The 21,922-nt window shown below is 72.4% G+C and carries 1 protein-coding gene (only partly in view); it reads right to left on the bottom strand.

The features are described 5' to 3' along the window. On the bottom strand, window positions 1–21,922 hold the 3' portion of the coding sequence (locus P3T37_RS15875) for a type I polyketide synthase (protein WP_280724291.1). The gene runs 8,825 nt beyond the window's last position; 21,922 of the gene's 30,747 nt are visible here — the last part of the coding sequence; its start codon lies off the right edge, out of view; it ends in the stop codon at window positions 1–3.

Consider the following 21,922-nt stretch of genomic DNA (forward strand, 5'->3'; position numbering starts at 1 on the left):
TCACGACAGGCCCAGCTCGTTGTCGAGGAGGTCGAAGACCTCGTCGTCGGAGGCGGAGTCGAAGTCGAACACCTCACCGTCGGCGGTGGTGATGCTGCCGCTGCCGGTGTCGCGCAGAGCTCCCCACTTGGCCTTGAGGACGTCCAGCCGGCCCGCGACCTGGTCGAAGACCTCCTCGGTGACCTCCAGTTCCCCGAACGAGCGCTCCAGCTTCTCCAGTTCGGCGAGGATCGCCGCCGGACCGGTCGGCGACTGCGGCGCGAGTGCGAGTTGGGTGAACAGGTGGTCCACCAGCTCCGCGGGCGTCGGGTAGTCGAAGACCAGCGTGGCCGGCAGACGGACCCCGGCGAGCGCGCCCAGGCGGTTGCGCAGTTCGATCGCGGTGAGGGAGTCGAACCCGAGGTCCTTGAAGGCCAGTTCGGGATCCACCTCGGCCGCGTTGCTGTGCCCGAGCACGACGGCGACCTGCCCGCACACCGCCGCCAGCAGCGCCTCGCGCCGCTCGGCCTGCGGCAGCGCGGAGAGCCGGCGGACCAGGTCGGGCGCCGAACCGGCGACGGCGCTCCGGCGGGCGGGTGCGGTGACCAGTCCGCGCAGCAGCGGGGGCACCTCGCCGTGCGCTCGCAGAGCCGCCAGGTCCAGGCGGATCGGCAGCACGCTCGGCTCGACACCGGCCACCGCCGCGTCGAAGAGCGCGAGCCCCTGCTCGGGCGTGAGCGGCGGCATCCCCGAGCGGGCCATCCGCTGTGCCTCGGCCTCGGTCAGCTCACCGGTCATACCGGCGGTCCGGGCCCAGGGGCCCCAGGCGAGCGAGACGCCCGGGAGGCCCTGCGTCTGGCGCTGCCGGGCGAGCGCGTCCAGGAACGCGTTGGCGGCGGCGTAGTTGGCCTGTCCCGGGTTGCCGAGCGTGCCGGCTGCCGAGGAGAAGAGGACGAAGGCCGACAGGTCCAGCTCGCGGGTCGCCTCGTGCAGGTTCCAGGCCGCGTCGACCTTGGGGCGCAGGACGGTGGCCAGGCGGTCGGGGGTGAGGGACGGGAGGACGCCGTCGTCCAGGACGCCGGCCGTGTGCACCACCGCGCGGACGGGGTGGCGGGATATCAGGGCCGTGACGGCGTCGGGGTCGGCGACGTCGCAGGCCTCGACGAGCGCCTGCGCGCCGAGGGCGGCCAGTTCGGCCAGCAGCTCGGTGACGCCGTCTGCGGCGGGGCCGCGGCGGCTGACCAGGAGAAGACTGCGGATGCCGTGCTCGGTGACCAGGTGGCGGGCGACGAGACGGCCCAGGCCGCCCGTGCCGCCGGTGATCAGCACGGTCCCTTCCGTGTTCCAGGACGGCGCGGCATCCGAGGTGGGAACCCGCGCGAGCCGCGCCGCCAGCACCTCACCGGCACGAACGAGCAACTGCGGCTCGTCCGACCCCAGCGCCGCGGTGGCGTCGTCCTCGACGCCGTCCAGGTCCACCAGGCCGAAGCGACCCGGGTTCTCCGACTGCGCGGAGCGGACCAGACCCCAGACCGCAGCCGCGGGCAGATCCGCGCCGGAGACCGCGCCACGGGTCACGAAGACGAGACGCGAGACGGCGAACCGCTCCTCGGACAACCATTCCTGCACCAGACCAAGCGCCCGGGCCGTCAGCGCGTGCACCGAGTCCGCGCCGGGGCTGGAAGCGGCCAGCGGGACGACGACGACCGGCGGGACGTCGACCAGCGCGTCGAGGACGTCGACCTCCACGAAGGAGACCGGCGCACCGGCCGAGACCGGCACCCAGTCCAGCTGGAACAGCGGAGAGGTCGCCCCCAGCTGCCCGGCCGAGATCGGCCGGACCACGAGCGACTCCACCGAGGCGACCGGCGCACCAGCGGTATCGGCCAACGCCAGCGACAGCGTGCCGTTGGGCGAGCGCGTCAACCGCGCCCGCAGGGCCGAAGCACCGGTCGCGTGCAGTGACACACCCGTCCAGGAGAACGGGACGCCGCCCTCGCCCTCGCCACCGAGGAAGAGCGCGGCATGCAGGGCCGCGTCGAAGAGGGCGGGGTGGAGGCCGAAGGCACCGCCATCAGCCTGGTCCGGCAGGGCGACCTCGGCGAACAGCTCCTCCCCGCGCCGCCACACCGCCCGCAGCCCCTGGAACACCGGCCCGTAACCGAAGCCGCTGTCCGCGAACCGCTCGTACGCGCCCTCCACCGACACCGACTCAGCCCCGGACGGCGGCCACACCACCGCATCGAACACCGCAGGCCGCGTGCTGGAAGGCGCCAGCACACCGCTCGCATGCAGCGTCCACGCCGTCTGCGGGCTGCTGCCGGGCCGCGAGTGCACGCTGACCGTCCGGCGTCCGGACTCGTCGGCCGCGCCGACGCCCACCTGGAGCTGAACGCCGCCCTGCTCCGCCAGGACCAGCGGTGCGGCGAGCGTCAGTTCCTCCAGCAGGTCGCAGTCCACCGCGTGGCCGGCCCGGATCGCGAGTTCGACCAGGGCCGTCCCCGGCACCAGCACCGAGCCCAGGATCTTGTGATCCGCCAGCCATGCGTGCGACTGCTGGGAGAGGCGACCGGTCAGCAAGAAGCCGTCGGAGCCTGCCAGTTCCACGGATCCCGTGAGCAGCGGGTGCTCCGGGGATTCGAGGCCGGCGAAGCGGACGTCACCGGCGCGCAGGGCGGAGCCGGTCGGCCAGAAGCGCTGGTGCTGGAAGGCGTAGGTGGGCAGCTCGACCTGGCGGGCGCCGGTTCCGGCGAAGAGTGCCGTCCAGTCGACCTTCGCGCCGTCGACGTGGAGCTCTGCCAGGGCCTGGACGAGCGTGGCCTCCTCGGCTCGGTCCCTGCGCATGACCGGGACGAGGAGCGCGTCGGCGTCGGCCGACTGCTCGGCGAGCGCGGACAACACGCCGTCAGGGCCCAACTCCAGGAAGCGGGTGACACCTTGGGCGGTCAGGCAGGCGACGCCGTCGGCGAAGCGGACGGCCCGGCGGACATGGTCCACCCAGTACTGCGGCGAGCAGAGCTGGTCACGGGTGGCGAGTTCACCGGTCAGGTTAGACACGACGGGGATGCTCGGGGTGTTCAGCGACAGGCCCGCGACGACCGTCCGGAAGTCTTCGAGCATCGGATCCATCAGCGGCGAGTGGAAGGCATGCGAGACCCGCAGACGCGTCGTCTTGCGGTCCGCGAAGTGGGCCAGAACCGCGTCGACGGCGTCCTCGGCACCGGAGAGCACGACGGAGGACGGGCCGTTCACCGCAGCAATCGACACGAACTCGTTTAGCAGCGGCAGGACTTCGTCCTCCCTCGCCTGCACCGCGACCATCGCACCACCGGCAGGCAGCACCTGCATCAGCCGACCGCGCGCCGCGACCAGGGCGCAGGCGTCCGCGAGGGAGAACACCCCGGCAACGTGCGCTGCCGCGATCTCGCCGATCGAGTGGCCGGCCACGAAGTCCGGCCGCACTCCGAGAGACTGGACGAGGCGGAAGAGCGCGACTTCGACCGCGAAGAGACCCGCCTGGGCGAAGTCCGTCCGGTTCAGCAGCTCCTCGTCCTCACCCCAGACCACGTCGCGCACGGGAGCGTCGAAGGCCGCGCACACCGCGTCAAAGGCATCGGCGAACACCGGGAAGCGGGCGTAGAGTTCGCGGCCCATTCCGAGTCGTTGCGAACCCTGGCCCGAGAACAGGAACGCCGTCCTGCCTCCACGTGCCGCACCTTCGATCACGCCGGTGACGGGCTCGCCTGCGGCCAGGGCTGCCAGTGCCTCGGATCGGTCAGCCGCGACGACCACCGCGCGGTGCGCGAAGAGCGAGCGCGAGGTGACCAACGAGTGTCCCACGTCCACCGGTTCGAGGCCGTCGGCGTGCGCGAGCAGGCGCGCGGCCTGGGCCCGCAGGGCGGACTCCGTCCGGCCCGACAGCACCCACGGCACCACACCGGCCGTGACGGATGCCTCCGCGACGGCGGGTTCGAACTGCGGCTGCTCAAGCACCACATGCGCGTTGGTGCCGCTGATCCCGAACGACGACACGCCCGCCCGACGCGGACGATCCGCATCCTGCGGCCACTCCACCGGCTCGGTCAGCAACTCGACCGCGCCCGCAGTCCAGTCCACGTGCGAGGACGGCGCGTCAACGTGCAGCGTGCGCGGCAACATGCCGTGCCGCATCGCCATCACCATCTTGATCACACCCGCCACACCCGCCGCAGCCTGAGTGTGACCGATGTTCGACTTCAACGAACCCAACAGCAAAGGCCGTTCCCGCTCCTGACCATAGGTCGCCAGCAGCGCCTGCGCCTCGATCGGGTCACCCAGCGTCGTGCCCGTGCCGTGCGCCTCCACCGCGTCGACGTCGGAGGTCGACAGACCGGCGGACGCCAGCGCCTGGCGGATCACCCGCTGCTGCGACGGTCCGTTCGGGGCGGTGAGGCCGTTGGACGCGCCGTCCTGGTTCACCGCACTGCCACGCAGCACCGCCAACACCCGGTGCCCATTGCGCCGCGCATCCGACAGACGCTCCAGCACCACCATGCCGACGCCCTCGCCCCAACCCACGCCGTCGGCCGAGTCACCAAAGGCCTTGCAGCGGCCGTCCGGTGAGAGGCCCCGCTGCCGGGAGAACTCGACGAAGGTGCTCGGGGTGGACATCACCGTCACGCCGCCGGCCACCGCCAGCGAGCACTCGCCCGAGCGCAGCGCCTGCGCCGCCAAGTGCATCGCCACCAGCGACGAGGAGCAGGCGGTGTCCACGGTCACCGCCGGACCCTCCAGGCCCAGCGTGTAGGAGACGCGGCCCGAGGCCACACTGCCCGCGCTGCCGCTGCCCTGGTGGCCTTCGAACTCCGGTCCGCCGAGCAGGTTGGCGTAGTCGTTGTACATCACGCCGGCGAAGACGCCGGTCTGGCTGCCGCGCAGCGAAACGGGGTCGATCCCGGCCCGCTCGACGGCCTCCCACGTTGTCTCCAGCAGCAACCGCTGCTGTGCGTCGGTCGCCAGCGCCTCGCGCGGGCTCATCCCGAAGAACGCCGGGTCGAACTGCCCTGCCTCGCGCAGGAATCCACCCGAACGGGTGTAGGAGGTGCCCAAGTGCTCCGGGTCCGGGTCGAAGAGCGATTCCACGTCCCAACCGCGGTCGGTCGGGAACCCCGAGATCGCGTCCACGCCGTCCGAGACCAGGCGCCACAGATCTTCCGGCGACTGGACCCCGCCGGGGTAGCGGCAGGACATCCCGACGATCACCACCGGGTCGTCCGCAACCGGCGGCAACACCCGGACCGGCAGGGCACGTTCGGCGCCGAGGAGCTCGTCCAGCAGGTAGCCGACCAGGGCGTCGGCGCTCGGGTAGTCGAAGACCACCGTCGCCGGCAGCCTCAGGCCCGTCACCGCGCCCAGCCGGTTGCGCAGCTCGACGGCCGTCAGCGAGTCGAAGCCGAGATCCTGGAACGCCCGCGTCGGATCCACCGTCTCCGAACCCGCGTGGCCCAGCACCAGCGCAATCTGGCCGCGCACCAGGTCGAGCAGCACCTCACGGCGCTCAACCACGGACAGCCCGGACAGACGTGCCGCGAGATCGGCCCCCACGCCGGAGGCGGCGACCCGGCGGACAGGCAGCCGGATCAGCCCCCGCAGCAACGCCGGAACCTCACCGTGCGCCCGCAGCGCCGCCAGGTCCAGGCGGACCGGCAGCACGCTCGGCTCGACACCGGCCACCGCCGCGTCGAAGAGCGCGAGCCCCTGCTCGGGAGCGAGCGGTGGGACTCCTGCCCGGGTCATCCGGTCCACGTCGGCCTGGCTCAGTTCGCCGGTCATACCGCCACCGGTGCTGATCCACGGACCCCAGGCGAGTGAGACGCCCGGCAGGCCCTGCGACTGGCGATGCCGGGCGAGCGCGTCCAGGAAGGCGTTGGCGGCGGCGTAGTTGGCCTGCCCGGCGCTGCCGAAGGTCCCCGCGACGGAGGAGAAGAGGACGAAGGCCGACAGGTCCAGCTCGCGGGTCGCCTCGTGCAGGTTCCAGGCCGCGTCGACCTTGGGGCGCAGGACGGTCGCCAGGCGGTCGGGGGTGAGGGACGGGAGGACGCCGTCGTCCAGGACGCCGGCCGTGTGCACCACCGCGCGGACCGGGTGGCGGGATATCAGGGCCGTGACGGCAGCGGGGTCCGCCACGTCGCAGGCCTCGACCAGCGCCTCGGCGCCGAGGGCGGCCAGTTCGGCCACCAACTCGGCGACACCGTCCGCGGTGGGACCGCGACGGCTCACCAGCAGCAGACTGCGGACACCGTGCTCGGCGACCAGGTGGCGAGCCACGAGGCGGCCCAGACCACCCGTACCACCGGTGATCAGCACGGTCCCTTCCGTGTTCCAGGACGGCGCGGCATCCGAGGTGGGAACCCGCGCGAGCCGTGCCGCCAGCACCTCACCGGCACGAACGAGCAACTGCGGCTCGTCCGATCCCAGAGCCCCGGCGAAGTCCGCCGCGTCACCGTCCAGGTCCACCAGGCCGAAGCGGCCCGGATTCTCCGACTGCGCCGACCGGACCAGGCCCCACACCGCAGCCCCGGCCAGATCCGCACCGAAGACCGCCCCACGGGTCACGAAGACGAGACGCGAGACGGCGAAGCGCTCCTCGGACAACCATTCCTGCACCAGACCAAGCGCCCGCGCCGTCAGCGCGTGCACCGACTCCGCGCCAGCGCCGGAAGCGGACAGCGGAACGACGACAACCGGCGGGACGTCGATCAGCGCGTCGAGGACGTCGACCTCCACGAAGGGAACGTCGGCGGCCGGGGAGACCGGCGTCCAGTCCAGCTGGAAGAGCGAGTCCCGGGTGAGCGGATCGGTCGCGCCCAGCTGCTCGGCCGAGATCGGCCGGACCACCAGCGACTCCACCGACGCGACCGGTGCACCCGCCGTGTCGGCGAACGCGAGCGACAGCGCGCCGTTGGCCGAGCGCGTCAACCGCACCCGCACCGCCGAAGCACCCGCCGCATGCAGCGACACCCCCGTCCAGGAGAACGGCACCCCGCCCTCACCCTCGCCACCGAGGAACAGCGCGGCATGCAGCGCCGCGTCGAACAGCGCCGGGTGCAGACCGAACGCGCCGCCATCGGCCTGGTCCGGCAGAGCGACCTCGGCGAAAACCTCGTCCCCGCGCCGCCACACCGCCCGCAGCCCCTGAAACACCGGCCCATAGCCGAAGCCGCTGTCCGCGAACCGCTCGTACACACCCTCCACCGACACCGACTCAGCCCCGGACGGCGGCCACACCACCGCATCGAACGCCGCAGGCACCACGCCCGCGGTCCCCAGCACACCGCTCGCATGCAGCGTCCACACCTGATCCGCCGCACCATCAACGCAGGAGTGCACAGTCACCGCACGACGACCTGCGACGTCCAGCTCACCGACCCACACCTGCACCCGCACACCACCCACCGCCGGCAGCACCAGCGGCGCAGCAAGCGTCAACTCCTCCACCTGACCGCAACCGACCTCGTCACCCGCCCTGACCGCCAGTTCAAGCAGCGCCGTGCCCGGTACGAGCACCGCGCCCTTCACCACATGGTCCGCCAGCCACGCATGCGACTCCACCGACAACCGACCCGTGAACAGGTACCCGTCGGAGCCGGCCAGCTCCACCGACCCTGTGAGGAACGGGTGTTCGGCGGACTTCAGGCCGACGGACTCCGCTGTCCCCGCGTACGCCGTCGCGGCCGACCAGTACCTCTGGCGCTGGAACGCGTACGTCGGCAGATCCACCCGGCGGGCGCCCGTCCCTGCGTAGAACGCGGCCCAGTCGACCTTCACGCCGTGGACGTGGAGCTCTGCCAGGGCCTGGACGGCCGTGGCCTCCTCGGCCCGGCCCTTGCGCAGCACCGGTGTGAGGACCGATTCCTCTCCCGCCGACTCCTGGGCCAGCGCCGACAGGACGCCGTCCGGGCCCAGTTCCAGGAACCGGGTCGCGCCGAGCGCGCGCAGCGTCCGCACGCCGTCGGCGAAGCGGACGGCCCGGCGGACATGGTCCACCCAGTACTGCGGCGAGCGCAACTGCTCGCCGGTCGCCACCTCACCCGTCAGGTTCGACACCACGGGGATGCTCGGGGTGTTCAGCGACAGGCCCGCGACGACCGCGTGGAAGTCTTCGAGCATCGGGTCCATCAGCGGGGAGTGGAAGGCATGCGAGACCCGCAGACGCGTGCTCTTGCGGTCCGCGAAGTGGGCCAGGACCGCATCGACCGCGTCCTCGACGCCGGAGAGCACCACGGACGACGGACCGTTGAGTGCCGCGATCGAGACCAAGTCACCGAGCAGCGGCAGGACTTCGTCCTCCGACGCCTGAAGAGCGACCATCGCGCCACCCGCGGGCAGCGCCTGCATCAGACGGCCGCGCGCCGACACCAGCACACACGCGTCCGCCAGCGAGAACACCCCGGCGACGTGCGCGGCGGCGATCTCGCCGATCGAGTGGCCGGCCACGAAGTCCGGCCGCACACCGAAGGATTCGAGCAACCGGTACAGCGCCACCTCCACCGCGAACAACCCCGCCTGCGCGAAGTCCGTCCGGCTCAACAGCCCCTCGTCCCCACCCCAGACCACGTCACGCACGGGAGCGTCGAACTCCGCGCACACCGCGTCGAAGGCCTCCGCGAACACCGGGAAGCGGGCGTGCAGTTCACGCCCCATCCCGAGTCGCTGCGACCCCTGGCCCGAGAAGAGGAAGGCCAGCAGTCCCCCGCCGCCCGACCCCGCGGGCCGCTCTCCGCGCGCCAACACGGCCAGTCCGGCCAGGAGTTCATCGCGGTCGGCGGCAACGACCGCCGCCCGGTGGTCCAGGGCGGCCCTGGTCGCGGTCAGCGAATACGCGATGTCGAGCGGACGGAGGGTGGCCGTCCGGCCGACCAGAGCGAGCAGGCGCTCAGCCTGCGCCCGCAGGGCTTCCGGCGTCGCGGCGGAGAGCAGCCACGGGACGACGACCGGATCCAGGGCTGAGGCCGGGCCGTTCGCCGTTGCGGCGGGCGCCTCCTCCACCAGGACGTGGGCGTTGGTGCCGCTGATCCCGAAGGAGGAGACGCCCGCGCGCCGCGGCCGGTCGCTCGGGCCCCACTCCCGGGCCTCGGTCAACAGCTGGACCGCCCCCGCCGACCAGTCGACCTGGCTGCTCGGCTCGTCGACGTGCAGGGTCGCCGGCAGTGCGCCGTGGCGCATCGCCAGCACCATCTTGATCACGCCTGCCACACCCGAAGCAGCCTGCGTGTGACCGATGTTGGACTTGACCGACCCCAGCAGCAAAGGCCGGTCGCGGTTCTGCCCGTAGGTCGCGAGCAGCGCCTGCGCCTCGATCGGGTCGCCCAGCGTCGTCCCGGTCCCGTGCGCCTCGACCACGTCGATCTGGTCGGCGGCGAGCCGGGCGTTGGCGAGCGCCTGCTTGATCACGCGGCGCTGCGAGGGGCCGTTGGGGGCGGTGAGGCCGTTGCTCGCGCCGTCCTGGTTGACGGCCGAGCCGCGGATCACCGCGAGGACGGGGTGCCCGTTGCGGACGGCGTCCGAGAGCCGTTCGACCACCAGGAAGCCCGCGCCCTCCGCGAACCCGGTGCCGTCGGCGGCCGAGGCGAACGCCTTGCAGCGCCCGTCCGAGGCGAGCGCCCCCTGGCGGCCGAACTCCACGAACACGCCGGGGGTCGCCATCACGGTGACGCCACCGGTCAGCGCGAGCGAGCAGTCGCCCTGCCGGAGGGCCTGGACCGCGAGGTGGAGGGCGACCAGCGAGGAGGAGCAGGCGGTGTCCACCGACACCGCGGGCCCCTCCAGGCCGAGCTTGTAGGAGACCCGGCCGGGGACGACACTGCCGTTCCCGTCGCTGCCGGGATAGTCGTGGTACATCACGCCGGCGAACACGCCGGTCCGGGTACCGCGCAGCGAGGTCGGGTCGATGCCGGCCCGCTCCAGCGCCTCCCAGGAGAGTTCGAGCGTCAGGCGCTGCTGCGGGTCCATCGCCAGCGCGTCCCGCGGGGAGATGCCGAAGAAGTCCGGGTCGAACTCGGCTGCCTTGTGCAGGAATCCGCCCTCGCGGGTGTAGTAGGCGTCCGGCCCGTCGGCGTTCGGGTCGCGCAGCGAGGAGAGGTCCCAGCCGCGGTCGTTCGGGAGCGCGGAGATCGCGTCGCCGCCGGACATCACCAGCTGCCAGAGCTCCTCCGGGGTCGTCACACCGCCCGGGTAGCGGCAGGCCATCCCGACGATGGCGATCGGCTCGTGCCGGGTCGCGACGAGCTCGCGGTTCTGCGCACGCAGCCGCTGGGCGTCCTCGCGTGCGGCGCGCAGCGCGTCGCCGTCGTCCTCACGCTCGCCGTCCAGGTCCGCTGGAGCAGAGGTCGCGATGCGGACCTCCGCCAGTTCGAGCAGGCTGTCCATCAGCCCCGCATCGCGCAGGCGGCTGGTCGGGATCGACTGGAGGGCCTGCCGGATCTCGTCCTCGCCACTGCCGCTGCCCGCCGTACCCGACCACAGCTGCTCGCAGAGGTGGGCGGCGACGGTCTGGGCGTTGGGGTAGTCGAAGGCGAGGGTGGCCGGCAGGCGCAGGCCGGTGAGGATGTTGAGCTGGTTGCGCAGTTCGGTGGCGGCGAGTGAGTCGAAGCCGAGCTCCTGGAAGGCGCGGTCGGGTTCGATCGCCTCGGCCGAGGCGTGCCCCAGCACCGCCGCGACCTGCGCACGCACCAGCTGGAGCACCGCACGGTCCCGCTCGGCGGCGGCCAGCCCGGCCAGCCGCTCCCCCAGCGTGGTCGTCGGCACAGCGGCGACTACGGCGCGGCGAGCCTTCGGGGTGAGGCCGCGCAGCAGGGCCGGGACCTCGTCGGCCCGCGCCCGCAGCGCGGCCGCATCCACCCGGATCGGCACCACGTTGGCCCGCTCGGAGCGCAGACCGGCCGCGAACAGCGCCAAGCCCGCCTCGTGGGTCAGCGCCGGGACGCCCTGACCCGCCATCCGCTTCCGGTCCACATCCCGCAGGAGCTCACCGAGTCCGGCGCCGACTTCCCAGAGGCCGAAGGCCATCGAGGTCGCGACCAGGCCCTCGGCGCGACGCTGCGCCGCCAGACCGTCCAGGAACACGTTCGCCGCCGAATAGTTGCCCTGACCCGCCGTCAGCACGAGACCGCCGGCCGAAGAGAACAACACGAACGCCGCCAGATCCATCCCACGCGTCAACTCGTGCAGGTACCAGGCCGCATCGGCCTTCGGCGCCAACACCGCGTCGATACGCTCAGGAGTCAGCGCACCCACCAGCGCGTTGTCGCCAACACCGGCGGCGTGAACGACGCCGGTCAGCGGACGCAACGCGACGATCCCCTCCACCAGGCCCGCCAACGCGGCACGATCGGACACATCACACGCCACCACCTGGACGGCGGCACCCAGTTCGGACAGCTCGACCACCAACTCCGCTGCACCCGGCGCCTCCAGGCCGCGACGACTCGTCAACACCAGGTGCCCAACCCCGCAGTCGGTCACCAAGTGGCGGGCCACCACCGCGCCCAGACCACCGGTACCGCCCGTCACCAACACCACACCATCAGCATCGAAGACCGACTCGGACGCACCCGGCGCCAGACGCACCAGACGCGGCACCCACACCTCGCCGCCCCGCACCGCACACTCCGGCTCACCCAACACCGCAGCAGCCACAGCCTCCTGAACACCCGCATCGGTATCCACCAGCAGGAGACGCCCCGGGTTCTCCGCCTGCGCCGAACGCACCAGACCCCATACCGGAGCCTGCACCACGTCCACGCCCGCACCCTCAGCCGTCGCCACCGCATCCCGCGTCACCACCACCAACCGCGAACCCGCGAACCGCTCATCCGCCAACCACACCTGCACCGCGTCCAGCACCCGACGCAGCACCGCGCGCACCCCCGACGGCACATCCACCATCGGACCGGCAGCACAGTCCAACACCACCACCGCCGGCACCGCTGCCGACTCCGACAGCTCCTCCCACGCCACCCAGGAGAGACCATCAGCCCCGCCCGACGGCACCACCGACCACTGAACCCCGAACAACGGATCCACCGAACCCAGTTGCTCCACCGACACCGGACGGCCCACCATCGAGTCCACCGACAGCACCGGCCGGCCCGCCAGATCGGCCACCGCCAGCGACCATCCGGCGTCACCCACCCGCGCCAACCTCACTCGTACCGCCGACGCACCCACCGCATGCAGCGACACTCCGTTCCACGCGAACGGAATGGCCGTGTCGCCCGAACTCGTCAGGATCGCCGCGTGCAGGCAGGCGTCCAGCAGCGCGGGGTGCAGTCCGAAGGGACCGCCATCAGCCTGGTCCGGCAGCGCGACCTCGGCGAACAGCTCGTCCCCACGCCGCCAGACCGCCCGCAGTCCCTGGAACACCGGCCCGTAACCGAAGCCGGCCCCCGCAAAGCCCTCGTACGCACCCTCCATCGACACCGGCTCCGCGCCGACCGGCGGCCAGGCGCTCAGGTCGAACGCGGCGACGGCGGCGGTAGCGACCGCAGGCGTCAGGAAGCCGGACGCATGACGCGCCCACGCCTCGCCCTGCCCGCCGTCCGGACGGGAGTGCACGGCCACGCTCCGACGGCCGGAGCCGTCGGGTTCACCGATCCACACCTGGACCTGCGCACCGCCGTGGTCGGGCAGCAGCAGCGGTGCGGCGAGCGTCAGCTCCTCGACCACCTCGCAGCCGACCTCCGAACCGGCCCTCAGGGCGAGTTCGAGCAGTCCCGTACCCGGCACGAGCACCCGCCCGAGCACCGCGTGATCCGCGAGCCACGGGTGCGACTCCAGGGAGAGCCGACCGGTGAAGAGGTACCCGTCCGTGTTGACCAGCTCGACGGCCGCGCCCAGCAGCGGGTGGTCCGCCGCGCCGAGACCGACCGAACTCAGGTCCGCGAGCGGGCTGGTGGCGTCCAGCCAGTACTCCTGACGCTGGAACGCGTACGTCGGGAGGTCAACGGGCCGAGAGCCGGGCCGGGAACCGGCGGCGGGGAAGAGCCCGTGCCAGTCCACGGCCGCGCCGGCGGCATGCAGCCGGGCCACCGCCGTCACCAGCGTGCGGACCTCGTCCCGGTCCCGGCGACAGGCCGGCACCAGCAGGGCACCGGCCGCCGCCTCGTCCAGGCCGTCCTGGACCATGCCGGTGAGCACCGCGTCCGGCCCGATCTCCAGGAACCGGGTCGCGCCGAGCGCGTGCAGCGTCCGCACGCCGTCGGCGAAGCGGACGGCCCGGCGGACATGGTCCACCCAGTACTGCGGCGAGCGCAGCTCCTCGCCGGTCGCCACCTCACCCGTCAGGTTCGACACCACGGGGATGCTCGGGGTGTTCAGCGACAGCCCCGCGACGACCGCGTGGAAGTCTTCGAGCATCGGGTCCATCAGCGGGGAGTGGAAGGCATGCGAGACCCGCAGTCGGGTCGTCTTGCGGCCGGTGAAGTGGGCGAGGACCGCGTCGACCGCGTCCTCGGCGCCGGAGAGCACGAGGGACGACGGGCCGTTGAGTGCCGCGATCGAGACCAAGTCACCGAGCAGCGGCAGGACTTCGTCCTCCGACGCCTGAAGAGCGACCATCGCGCCACCCGCGGGCAGCGCCTGCATCAGACGGCCGCGCGCCGACACCAGCGCGCAAGCGTCCGCCAGCGAGAACACCCCGGCGACGTGCGCGGCGGCGATCTCGCCGATCGAGTGGCCGGCCACGAAGTCCGGCCGCACACCGAAGGATTCGAGCAACCGGAAGAGAGCGACCTCGACCGCGAACAACCCCGCCTGCGCGAAGTCCGTTCGGTTCAACAGCCCCTCGTCCTCACCCCAGACCACGTCGCGCACGGGGAAGTCGAAGGCGGCGCAGACCGCGTCGAAGGCGTCCGCGAAGACCGGGAAACGGGCGTGGAGTTCACGACCCATCCCGAGTCGCTGCGACCCCTGGCCCGAGAAGACGAACGCCGTCGATTCGCCGCTCCGCGCGGACGCCGTGAAGACATCGGGCGCCGAGTCGCCGTCGGCCAGTGCGCGCAGGCCGCTGAGCAGCTCGGCGCGGTCGGTGCCGATCACCACCGCGCGGCGTTCGAGGGCCGCCCGGGTGGTGGCCAGCGCGGCGGCGGTCTCCAGCGGACCTGGCGCCGACGCGGACTCTGCAAACGCGAGCAGTCGTCCGGCCTGGGCCCGCAGGGCCTCCGGCGACGCCGCCGAGAGCAGCCACGGGACAGCGCCGGACGGCTCGGCCGTCGGCGCGGGAAGAGGCTGCTGCGGTCCCTGCTCCAGGATCACGTGGGCGTTGGTACCGCTGATGCCGAACGCCGAGACGCTCGCGCGCCGCGCACGGCCGGTCTCCGGCCAGTCCACCGGGTCCGTCAGCAGCTCGACCGCGCCCTCGGACCAGTCCACGTGCGGCGACGGCCGGTCCACGTGCAGGGTGCGCGGCAGCACACCGTGCCGCATCGCCAGCACCATCTTGATCACGCCTGCCACACCAGCCGCCGCCTGGGCGTGGCCGATGTTGGACTTGATCGAACCCAGCAGCAAAGGCAGGTCACGGTTCTGCCCGTAGGTCGCGAGCAGCGCCTGCGCCTCGATCGGGTCGCCCAGCGTGGTGCCGGTCCCGTGCGCCTCCACCGCGTCGACGTCCGAGGCCGACAGACCGGCGGACGCCAGCGCCTGCCGGATCACCCGCTGCTGCGACGGCCCGTTCGGCGCGGCGAAACCGTTGCTCGCGCCGTCCTGGTTGACGGCCGAGCCGCGGATCACCGCGAGGACGGGGTGACCGTTGCGCAGCGCGTCCGACAGCCGCTCGACGAGCAGCACGCCGACGCCCTCCGACCAGCCGACGCCGTCCGCCGCACCGGCGAACGCCTTGCAGCGGCCGTCCGCGGACAGCCCGCGCTGCCGGCTGAACTCGATGAACATGCCCGGCGTGGACATCACGGTGGCTCCGCCGGCCAGCGCCAGCGAGCACTCGCCCGAGCGCAGCGCCTGCGCCGCCAGGTGGAGCGCGACGAGTGAGGACGAGCAGGCGGTGTCCACCGTCACCGCGGGGCCCTCCAGGCCCAGCGTGTAGGAGACCCGGCCCGACACGACGCTGCCGCCGCTGGTACCGGAGGGGTTCGTGTTGAGCGCGTAGTCGTGGTACATCACGCCCGCGTACACACCGGTCCGGCTTCCCTTGAGCGAGGCCGGGTCGATGCCCGCCCGCTCCAGCGCCTCCCAGGAGGCTTCGAGCAGCAGCCGCTGCTGCGGGTCCATGTAGAGCGCCTCGCGCGGCGAGATGCCGAAGAAGGCCGGGTCGAACGCCGCCGCGTCGTGCAGGAAGCTGCCTCGGCGGGTGTAGCTCTTGCCCTCCTTGCCGACCTCCGGGTCGTAGAGGTCCTCGATGTTCCAGCCGCGGTTGCCCGGCAGGTCCGAGACGGTGTCGCGGCCGTCCACCAGCAGCTGCCACAGCTCGTCGGGGCTGCTCACGCCGCCCGGGTAGCGGCAGGCCATGCCGACGATGGCGATCGGCTCGTCGTCCGAGGCGGCGGGCTGCACGGGGGCGTCCGGGCCCGTGGCCGTACCGGTAGAGCCGCCGAGCACCCCGAGGATGTGGGCGGCGACGGTCTGGGCGTTGGGGTAGTCGAAGGCGAGGGTGGCCGGCAGGCGCAGGCCGGTGAGGATGTTGAGCTGGTTGCGCAGTTCGGTGGCGGCGAGTGAGTCGAAGCCGAGCTCCTGGAAGGCGCGGTCGGGTTCGATCGCCTCGGCCGAGGCGTGCCCCAGCACCGCCGCGACCTGCGCACGCACCAGCTGGAGCACCGCACGGTCCCGCTCGCCCGCGGTGAGCCCGACCAGCCGCTCCCCCAGGGTGCTCGGCACCGGCAGAGCGGCAACGACGGCGCGGCGAGCCTTCGGGGTGAGGCCGCGCAGCAGCGCCGGGACCTCGTCGGCCCGCGCCCGCAGCGCGGCCACATCCACCCGGATCGGCACCACGGTTGCGCGCTCGGAGCGCAGACCGGCGGCGAAGAGAGCGAGGCCGGTGTCGTGCGGGAGGACGGGGACGCCTTGCGTCGCCAGTCGCTTGCGGTCGATGTCGGCGAGGAACCGGCCCATGCCCGTGCCGGCGTCCCAGAGGCCGAAGGCCATCGAGGTCGCGACCAGGCCCTCGGCGCGACGCTGCGCCGCCAGACCGTCCAGGAACACGTTCGCCGCCGCATAGTTGCCCTGACCCGCCGTCAGCACGAGACCGCCGGCCGAAGAGAACAACACGAACGCCGCCAGATCCATCCCACGCGTCAACTCGTGCAGGTACCAGGCCGCATCGGCCTTCGGCGCCAACACCGCGTCGATACGCTCAGGAGTCAGCGCACCCACCAGCGCGTTGTCGCCAACACCGGCGGCGTGAATGACGCCGGTCAGCGGACGCAACGCGACGATCCCCTCCACCAGGCCCGCCAACGCGGCACGATCGGACACATCACACGCCACCACCTGGACGGCGGCACCCAGTTCGGACAGCTCGACCACCAACTCCGCTGCACCCGGCGCCTCCAAGCCGCGACGACTCGTCAACACCAGGTGCCCAACCCCGCAGTCGGTCACCAAGTGGCGGGCCACCACCGCGCCCAGACCACCGGTACCGCCCGTCACCAACACCACACCATCAGCATCGAAGACCGACTCGGACGCACCCGGCGCCAGGCGCACCAGACGCGGCACCCACACCTCGCCGCCGCGCACCGCGCACTCCGGCTCACCCAACACCGCAGCAGCCACAGCCTCCTGAACACCCGCATCGGTATCCACCAGCAGGAAACGCCCCGGGTTCTCCGCCTGCGCCGAACGCACCAGACCCCACACCGGAGCCTGCACCACGTTCACGCCCGCACCCTCAGCCGTCGCCACCGCATCCCGCGTCACCACTACCAACCGCGAACCCGCGAACCGCTCATCCACCAACCACACCTGCACCGCGTCCAGCACCCGACGCAACACCCCACGCACCCCCGACGGCACATCCACCACCGGACCAGCAGCGCAGCAGTCCAACACCACCACCTCCGGCACCACACCCGAGGCCGACAGCTCCTCCCACGCCACCCAGGAGAGACCATCAGCCCCGCCCGACGGCACCACCGACCACTGAACCCCGAACAACGGATCCACCGAACCCAGTTGCTCCACCGACACCGGACGGCCCACCATCGAACCCACCGACAGCACCGGCCGACCCGCCGCATCGGCCACCGCCAGCGACAGCCCGTCCTCCCCCACGCGGAGCAGCCGCACGCGCACCGCCGACGCACCCACCGCATGCAGCGACACATCGTTCCACGCGAACGGGACGACGGTGTCGTCGGTACCGCTCTCCAGGATGACGGCGTGCAGCGCGGCGTCCAGGAGGGCGGGGTGCAGTCCGAAAGGACCGCCATCGGCCTGGTCCGGCAGCGCGACCTCGGCGAACAGCTCCTCCCCGCGCCGCCAGACCGCCCGCAGCCCCTGGAACACCGGCCCATAGCCGAAGCCGGCCCCCGCGAACCGCTCGTACGCACCCTCGACCGACACCGGCTCCGCGCCGACCGGCGGCCACTCCGAGGCGGCGAACGCCTCTGGCTCGACGGAGTCCGCCGCCAACACGCCGCTAGCGTGCCGCGTCCAGGGGCCGTGCTCCTGGCCGTCCGGCTGGGAGTGCACGCTGAGCGCCCGCCGTCCGGACGCATCCGGTATCCCGACGCGCACCTGAACCCGGACACCGCCCCGCGCGGGCAGCAGCAGCGGGGCCGCCAGCGTCAGCTCCTCGACCTGGCCGCAGCCGACCTCGTCGCCCGCCCTGATCGCCAGTTCGAGCAACGCCGTGCCCGGTACGAGCACGGCGCCCTTCACCACATGGTCCGCGAGCCACGGGTGCGACTCCAGTGAGAGCCGACCGGTGAGCAGGACACCCTCGTCGTCCGCCAGTTCGACCGCCGCCCCGAGCAGCGGGTGCTCCGCAGACGTGAGGCCAGCGAAGCGGACGTCACCGGCGCGCAGGGCGGAGCCGGTGGGCCAGAAGCGCTGGTGCTGGAAGGCGTAGGTGGGCAGCTCGACCTGGCGGGCGCCGGTTCCGGCGAAGAGCGCCGTCCAGTCGACCTTCGCGCCGTCGACGTGGAGCTCTGCCAGGGCCTGGACGACCGTAGCCTCCTCGGCCCGGTTCCTGCGTAGCGTGGGAGTGATCAGCGCGTCGGCGTCGGCCGACTGCTCGGCGAGCGCCGACAAGACGCCGTCCGGGCCCAACTCCAGGAAGCGGGTGACACCTTGGTCGGTCAGGGTGCGGACGCCGTCGGCGAAGCGGACGGCCTGGCGGATGTGGTCCACCCAGTACTGCGGCGAGCGCAGCTCCTCGCCGGTCGCCATCTCACCGGTCAGGTTCGACACCAGGGGGATGGTTGGAGCGTTCAGTGTCAGGCCCGCGACGACCGCGTGGAAGTCTTCGAGCATCGGATCCATCAACGGGGAGTGGAAGGCGTGCGAGACGCGCAGGCGGGTCGTCTTGCGGCCGGTGAAGTGGGCCAGGACCGCATCGACCGCGTCCTCGGCGCCGGAGAGCACGACGGACGACGGACCGTTGAGTGCGGCGATGGAGACGAAGTCGCTGAGCAGCGGTAGGACTTCGTCCTCGGTTGCCTGCACGGCGACCATCGCGCCACCTGCGGGCAGCGCCTGCATCAAGCGGCCACGCGCCGCCACCAGCGCGCAAGCGTCCGCGAGGGAGAGGACACCGGCGACGTGCGCTGCGGCGATCTCGCCGATCGAGTGGCCGGCCACGAAGTCCGGGCGCACACCGAAGGATTCGAGCAACCGGTACAGCGCGACTTCGACGGCGAACAAGCTCGCCTGGGCGAAGTCCGTCCGGTTCAGCAACTCCTCGTCCCCGCCCCAGACCACGTCACGCACGGGAGCGTCGAACTCCGCGCACACCGCGTCGAAGGCCTCCGCGAACACCGGGAAACGGGCGTGGAGTTCACGACCCGTCCCGAGTCGCTGCGAGCCCTGGCCCGAGAACAGGAACGCCGTCCTGCCCCCGCGCGCCGAACCCTCGACCACCCCGGCGACGGGCGCGCCCGCGGCCAGTGCAGCCAGCGCCTCCGAGCGATCCGCCGCCACGACCACCGCGCGGTGCGCGAAGAGCGAGCGCGAGGTGACCAACGAGTGCCCCACGTCGACCGGTTCCAGGTCCCCGGCATGCGCGAGCAGCCGCGCGGCCTGGGCCCGCAGCGCGGATTCCGTCCGGCCGGACAGCACCCACGGCACCACACCGGCCGTGACGGACGCCTGCAAGACGGCAGGCTCGAACTCCGCCTGCTCCAGCACCACATGCGCATTCGTGCCGCTGATCCCGAAGGACGACACACCAGCCCGACGCGGACGCCCCGGACCCTCCGGCCACACCGTCTGCTCAGTCAGCAACTCGACCGCACCGGCACTCCAGTCCACATGCGAGGACGGCGCGTCCACATGCAGCGTGCGCGGCAGCACACCGTGCCACATCGCCATCACCATCTTGATCACCCCGGCGACTCCCGCCGCCGCCTGGGTGTGGCCGATGTTGGACTTCAAGGAGCCGAGCAGAAGCGGGCGGACACGGTCCTGGCCGTAGGTGGCGATCAGTGCCTGGGCCTCGATCGGGTCACCCAAGGTGGTACCAGTCCCGTGTGCCTCCACCGCGTCGACGTCGGAGGTCGACAGGCCGGCGGATGCCAGGGCCTGGCGGATCACCCGCTGCTGCGACGGACCGTTGGGGGCGGTGAGTCCGTTCGACGCACCGTCCTGGTTGACCGCGCTGCCGCGCAGCACCGCCAGCACCCGGTGCCCGTTGCGGCGCGCATCCGACAGACGCTCCAGCACCACCATGCCGACACCCTCGGCCCAACCCACGCCGTCCGCCGAGTCCGAGAACGAACGGCACCGGCCGTCGGCCGACAGGCCGCCCTGCCGCGAGAACTCCACGAACGTGTGCGGGGTGGACATCACCGTCACACCGCCGGCCACCGCGAGCGTGCACTCCCCCGAGCGCAGCGCCTGCGCCGCCCAGTGCAGCGCGACCAGCGACGAGGAGCAGGCGGTGTCCACCGTCACCGCCGGGCCTTCCAGGCCCAGCGTGTAGGAGACCCGGCCCGACGCGATGCTCGGCGCACTGCCGCTGCCCTGCTGACCCTCGAACTCGGGCGCGCCGAGCAGGTTGGCGTAGTCGTTGTACATCACGCCGGCAAAGACGCCGGTCTGGCTGCCGCGCAGCGACACCGGGTCGATGCCCGCGCCCTCGAACGCCTCCCAGGTCGTCTCCAGCAGCAACCGCTGCTGGGTGTCCGTGGCCAGCGCCTCACGCGGGCTCATCCCGAAGAACTCGGGGTCGAAAGCGGCGGCGTCGTGGAGGAAGCCGCCCGAGCGGGTGTAGGAGGTGCCGAGCATCGCGCGGTCTGCGCTGTAGAGCGACTCCACGTCCCAGCCTCGGTCGGTCGGGAAGTCCGAGATCGCGTCGACGCCGTCCGCGACCAGGCGCCACAGATCCTCCGGCGACCGGACCCCGCCGGGGTAGCGACAGGCCATGCCCACGATCACCACCGGGTCGTCCGCAACCGGCGGTAGGACTCGGACTGGAACAGAAATTTCGGCGCCGAGGAGCTCGTCCAGCAGGTAGCCGACCAGGGCGTCGGCGCTCGGGTAGTCGAAGACCACCGTCGCGGGCAGCCGCAGACCCGTCACCGTCCCCAGCCGGTTGCGCAGCTCGACCGCCGTGAGCGAGTCGAAGCCGAGATCCTGGAACGCCCGCGTCGGATCCACGTCCGCCGCACCACCGTGTCCCAGCACCACCGCGATCTGCCCGCACACCAGGTCGAGCAGCACCTCACGCCGCTCTACCACCGACAGCCCGGACAGGCGTGCCACGAGATCGGTCGCCGCACCGGAGGCGGCGGTCCGACGGGCAGGCATACGGATCAGCCCCCGCAGCAACGCCGGAACCTCTCCCTGTGCCCGCAGCGCCGCCAGGTCCAGGCGGACCGGCAGAACCGCCGGCTGTCCACCGGACAGCGCGGCGTCAAACAGCGCCACCCCGCGCTCGGGAGAGATCGCCGGCATGCCGAGTCGCGCGATGCGCTCCACATCGGCGTCGCTCAGCCCACCCGTCATACCGGCGGTCTGCGCCCACGGACCCCAGGCGAGTGAGACGCCCGGCAGGCCCTGCGACTGGCGCAGTCGCGCCAATGCGTCCAGGAAAGCGTTGGCAGCGGCGTAGTTGGCCTGCCCCGCGCTGCCGAAGGTCCCCGCGACCGAGGAGAAGAGGACGAAGGCCGACAGGTCCAGCTCGCGGGTCGCCTCGTGCAGGTTCCAGGCCGCGTCCACCTTCGGACGTAGGACGGTCGCCAGACGTTCCGGTGTGAGGGCCGGGACGACACCGTCGTCCAGGACGCCGGCCGTGTGCACCACCGCACGCACCGGGTGACGGAACACCAGGGCCGCCACGGCGTCGGGGTCCGCCACATCACACGCCTCGATGAGGACCTCCGCGCCGAGCGCGGCCAGCTCGGCCACCAGCTCGCCGACGCCGTCCGCCGCCGGGCCGCGACGGCTGACCAGCAGCAGGCTGCGCACCCCGTGCTCGGTGACCAGGTGACGGGCCACGAGACGCCCCAGACCACCCGTACCACCAGTGACCAGCACCGTGCCCTCGGCATCCCACACCGGACCGGTAACCGCATCCGACACGGGAACGCGCACCAGCCGCGCCGCCAGCACCTCACCGGCACGAACGAGCAACTGCGGCTCGTCCGACCCCAGCGCCCCGGCGAAGTCCGCCGCGTCACCGTCCAGATCCACCAGGCCGAACCGGCCCGGGTTCTCCGACTGCGCCGAACGCACCAGGCCCCACACCGCAGCCCCGGCCAGATCCGCACCCGACACCGCACCACGCGTCACG

Source organism: Kitasatospora sp. MAA4, from assembly GCF_029893355.1.
In the GTDB taxonomy this organism is placed as follows: domain Bacteria; phylum Actinomycetota; class Actinomycetes; order Streptomycetales; family Streptomycetaceae; genus Kitasatospora.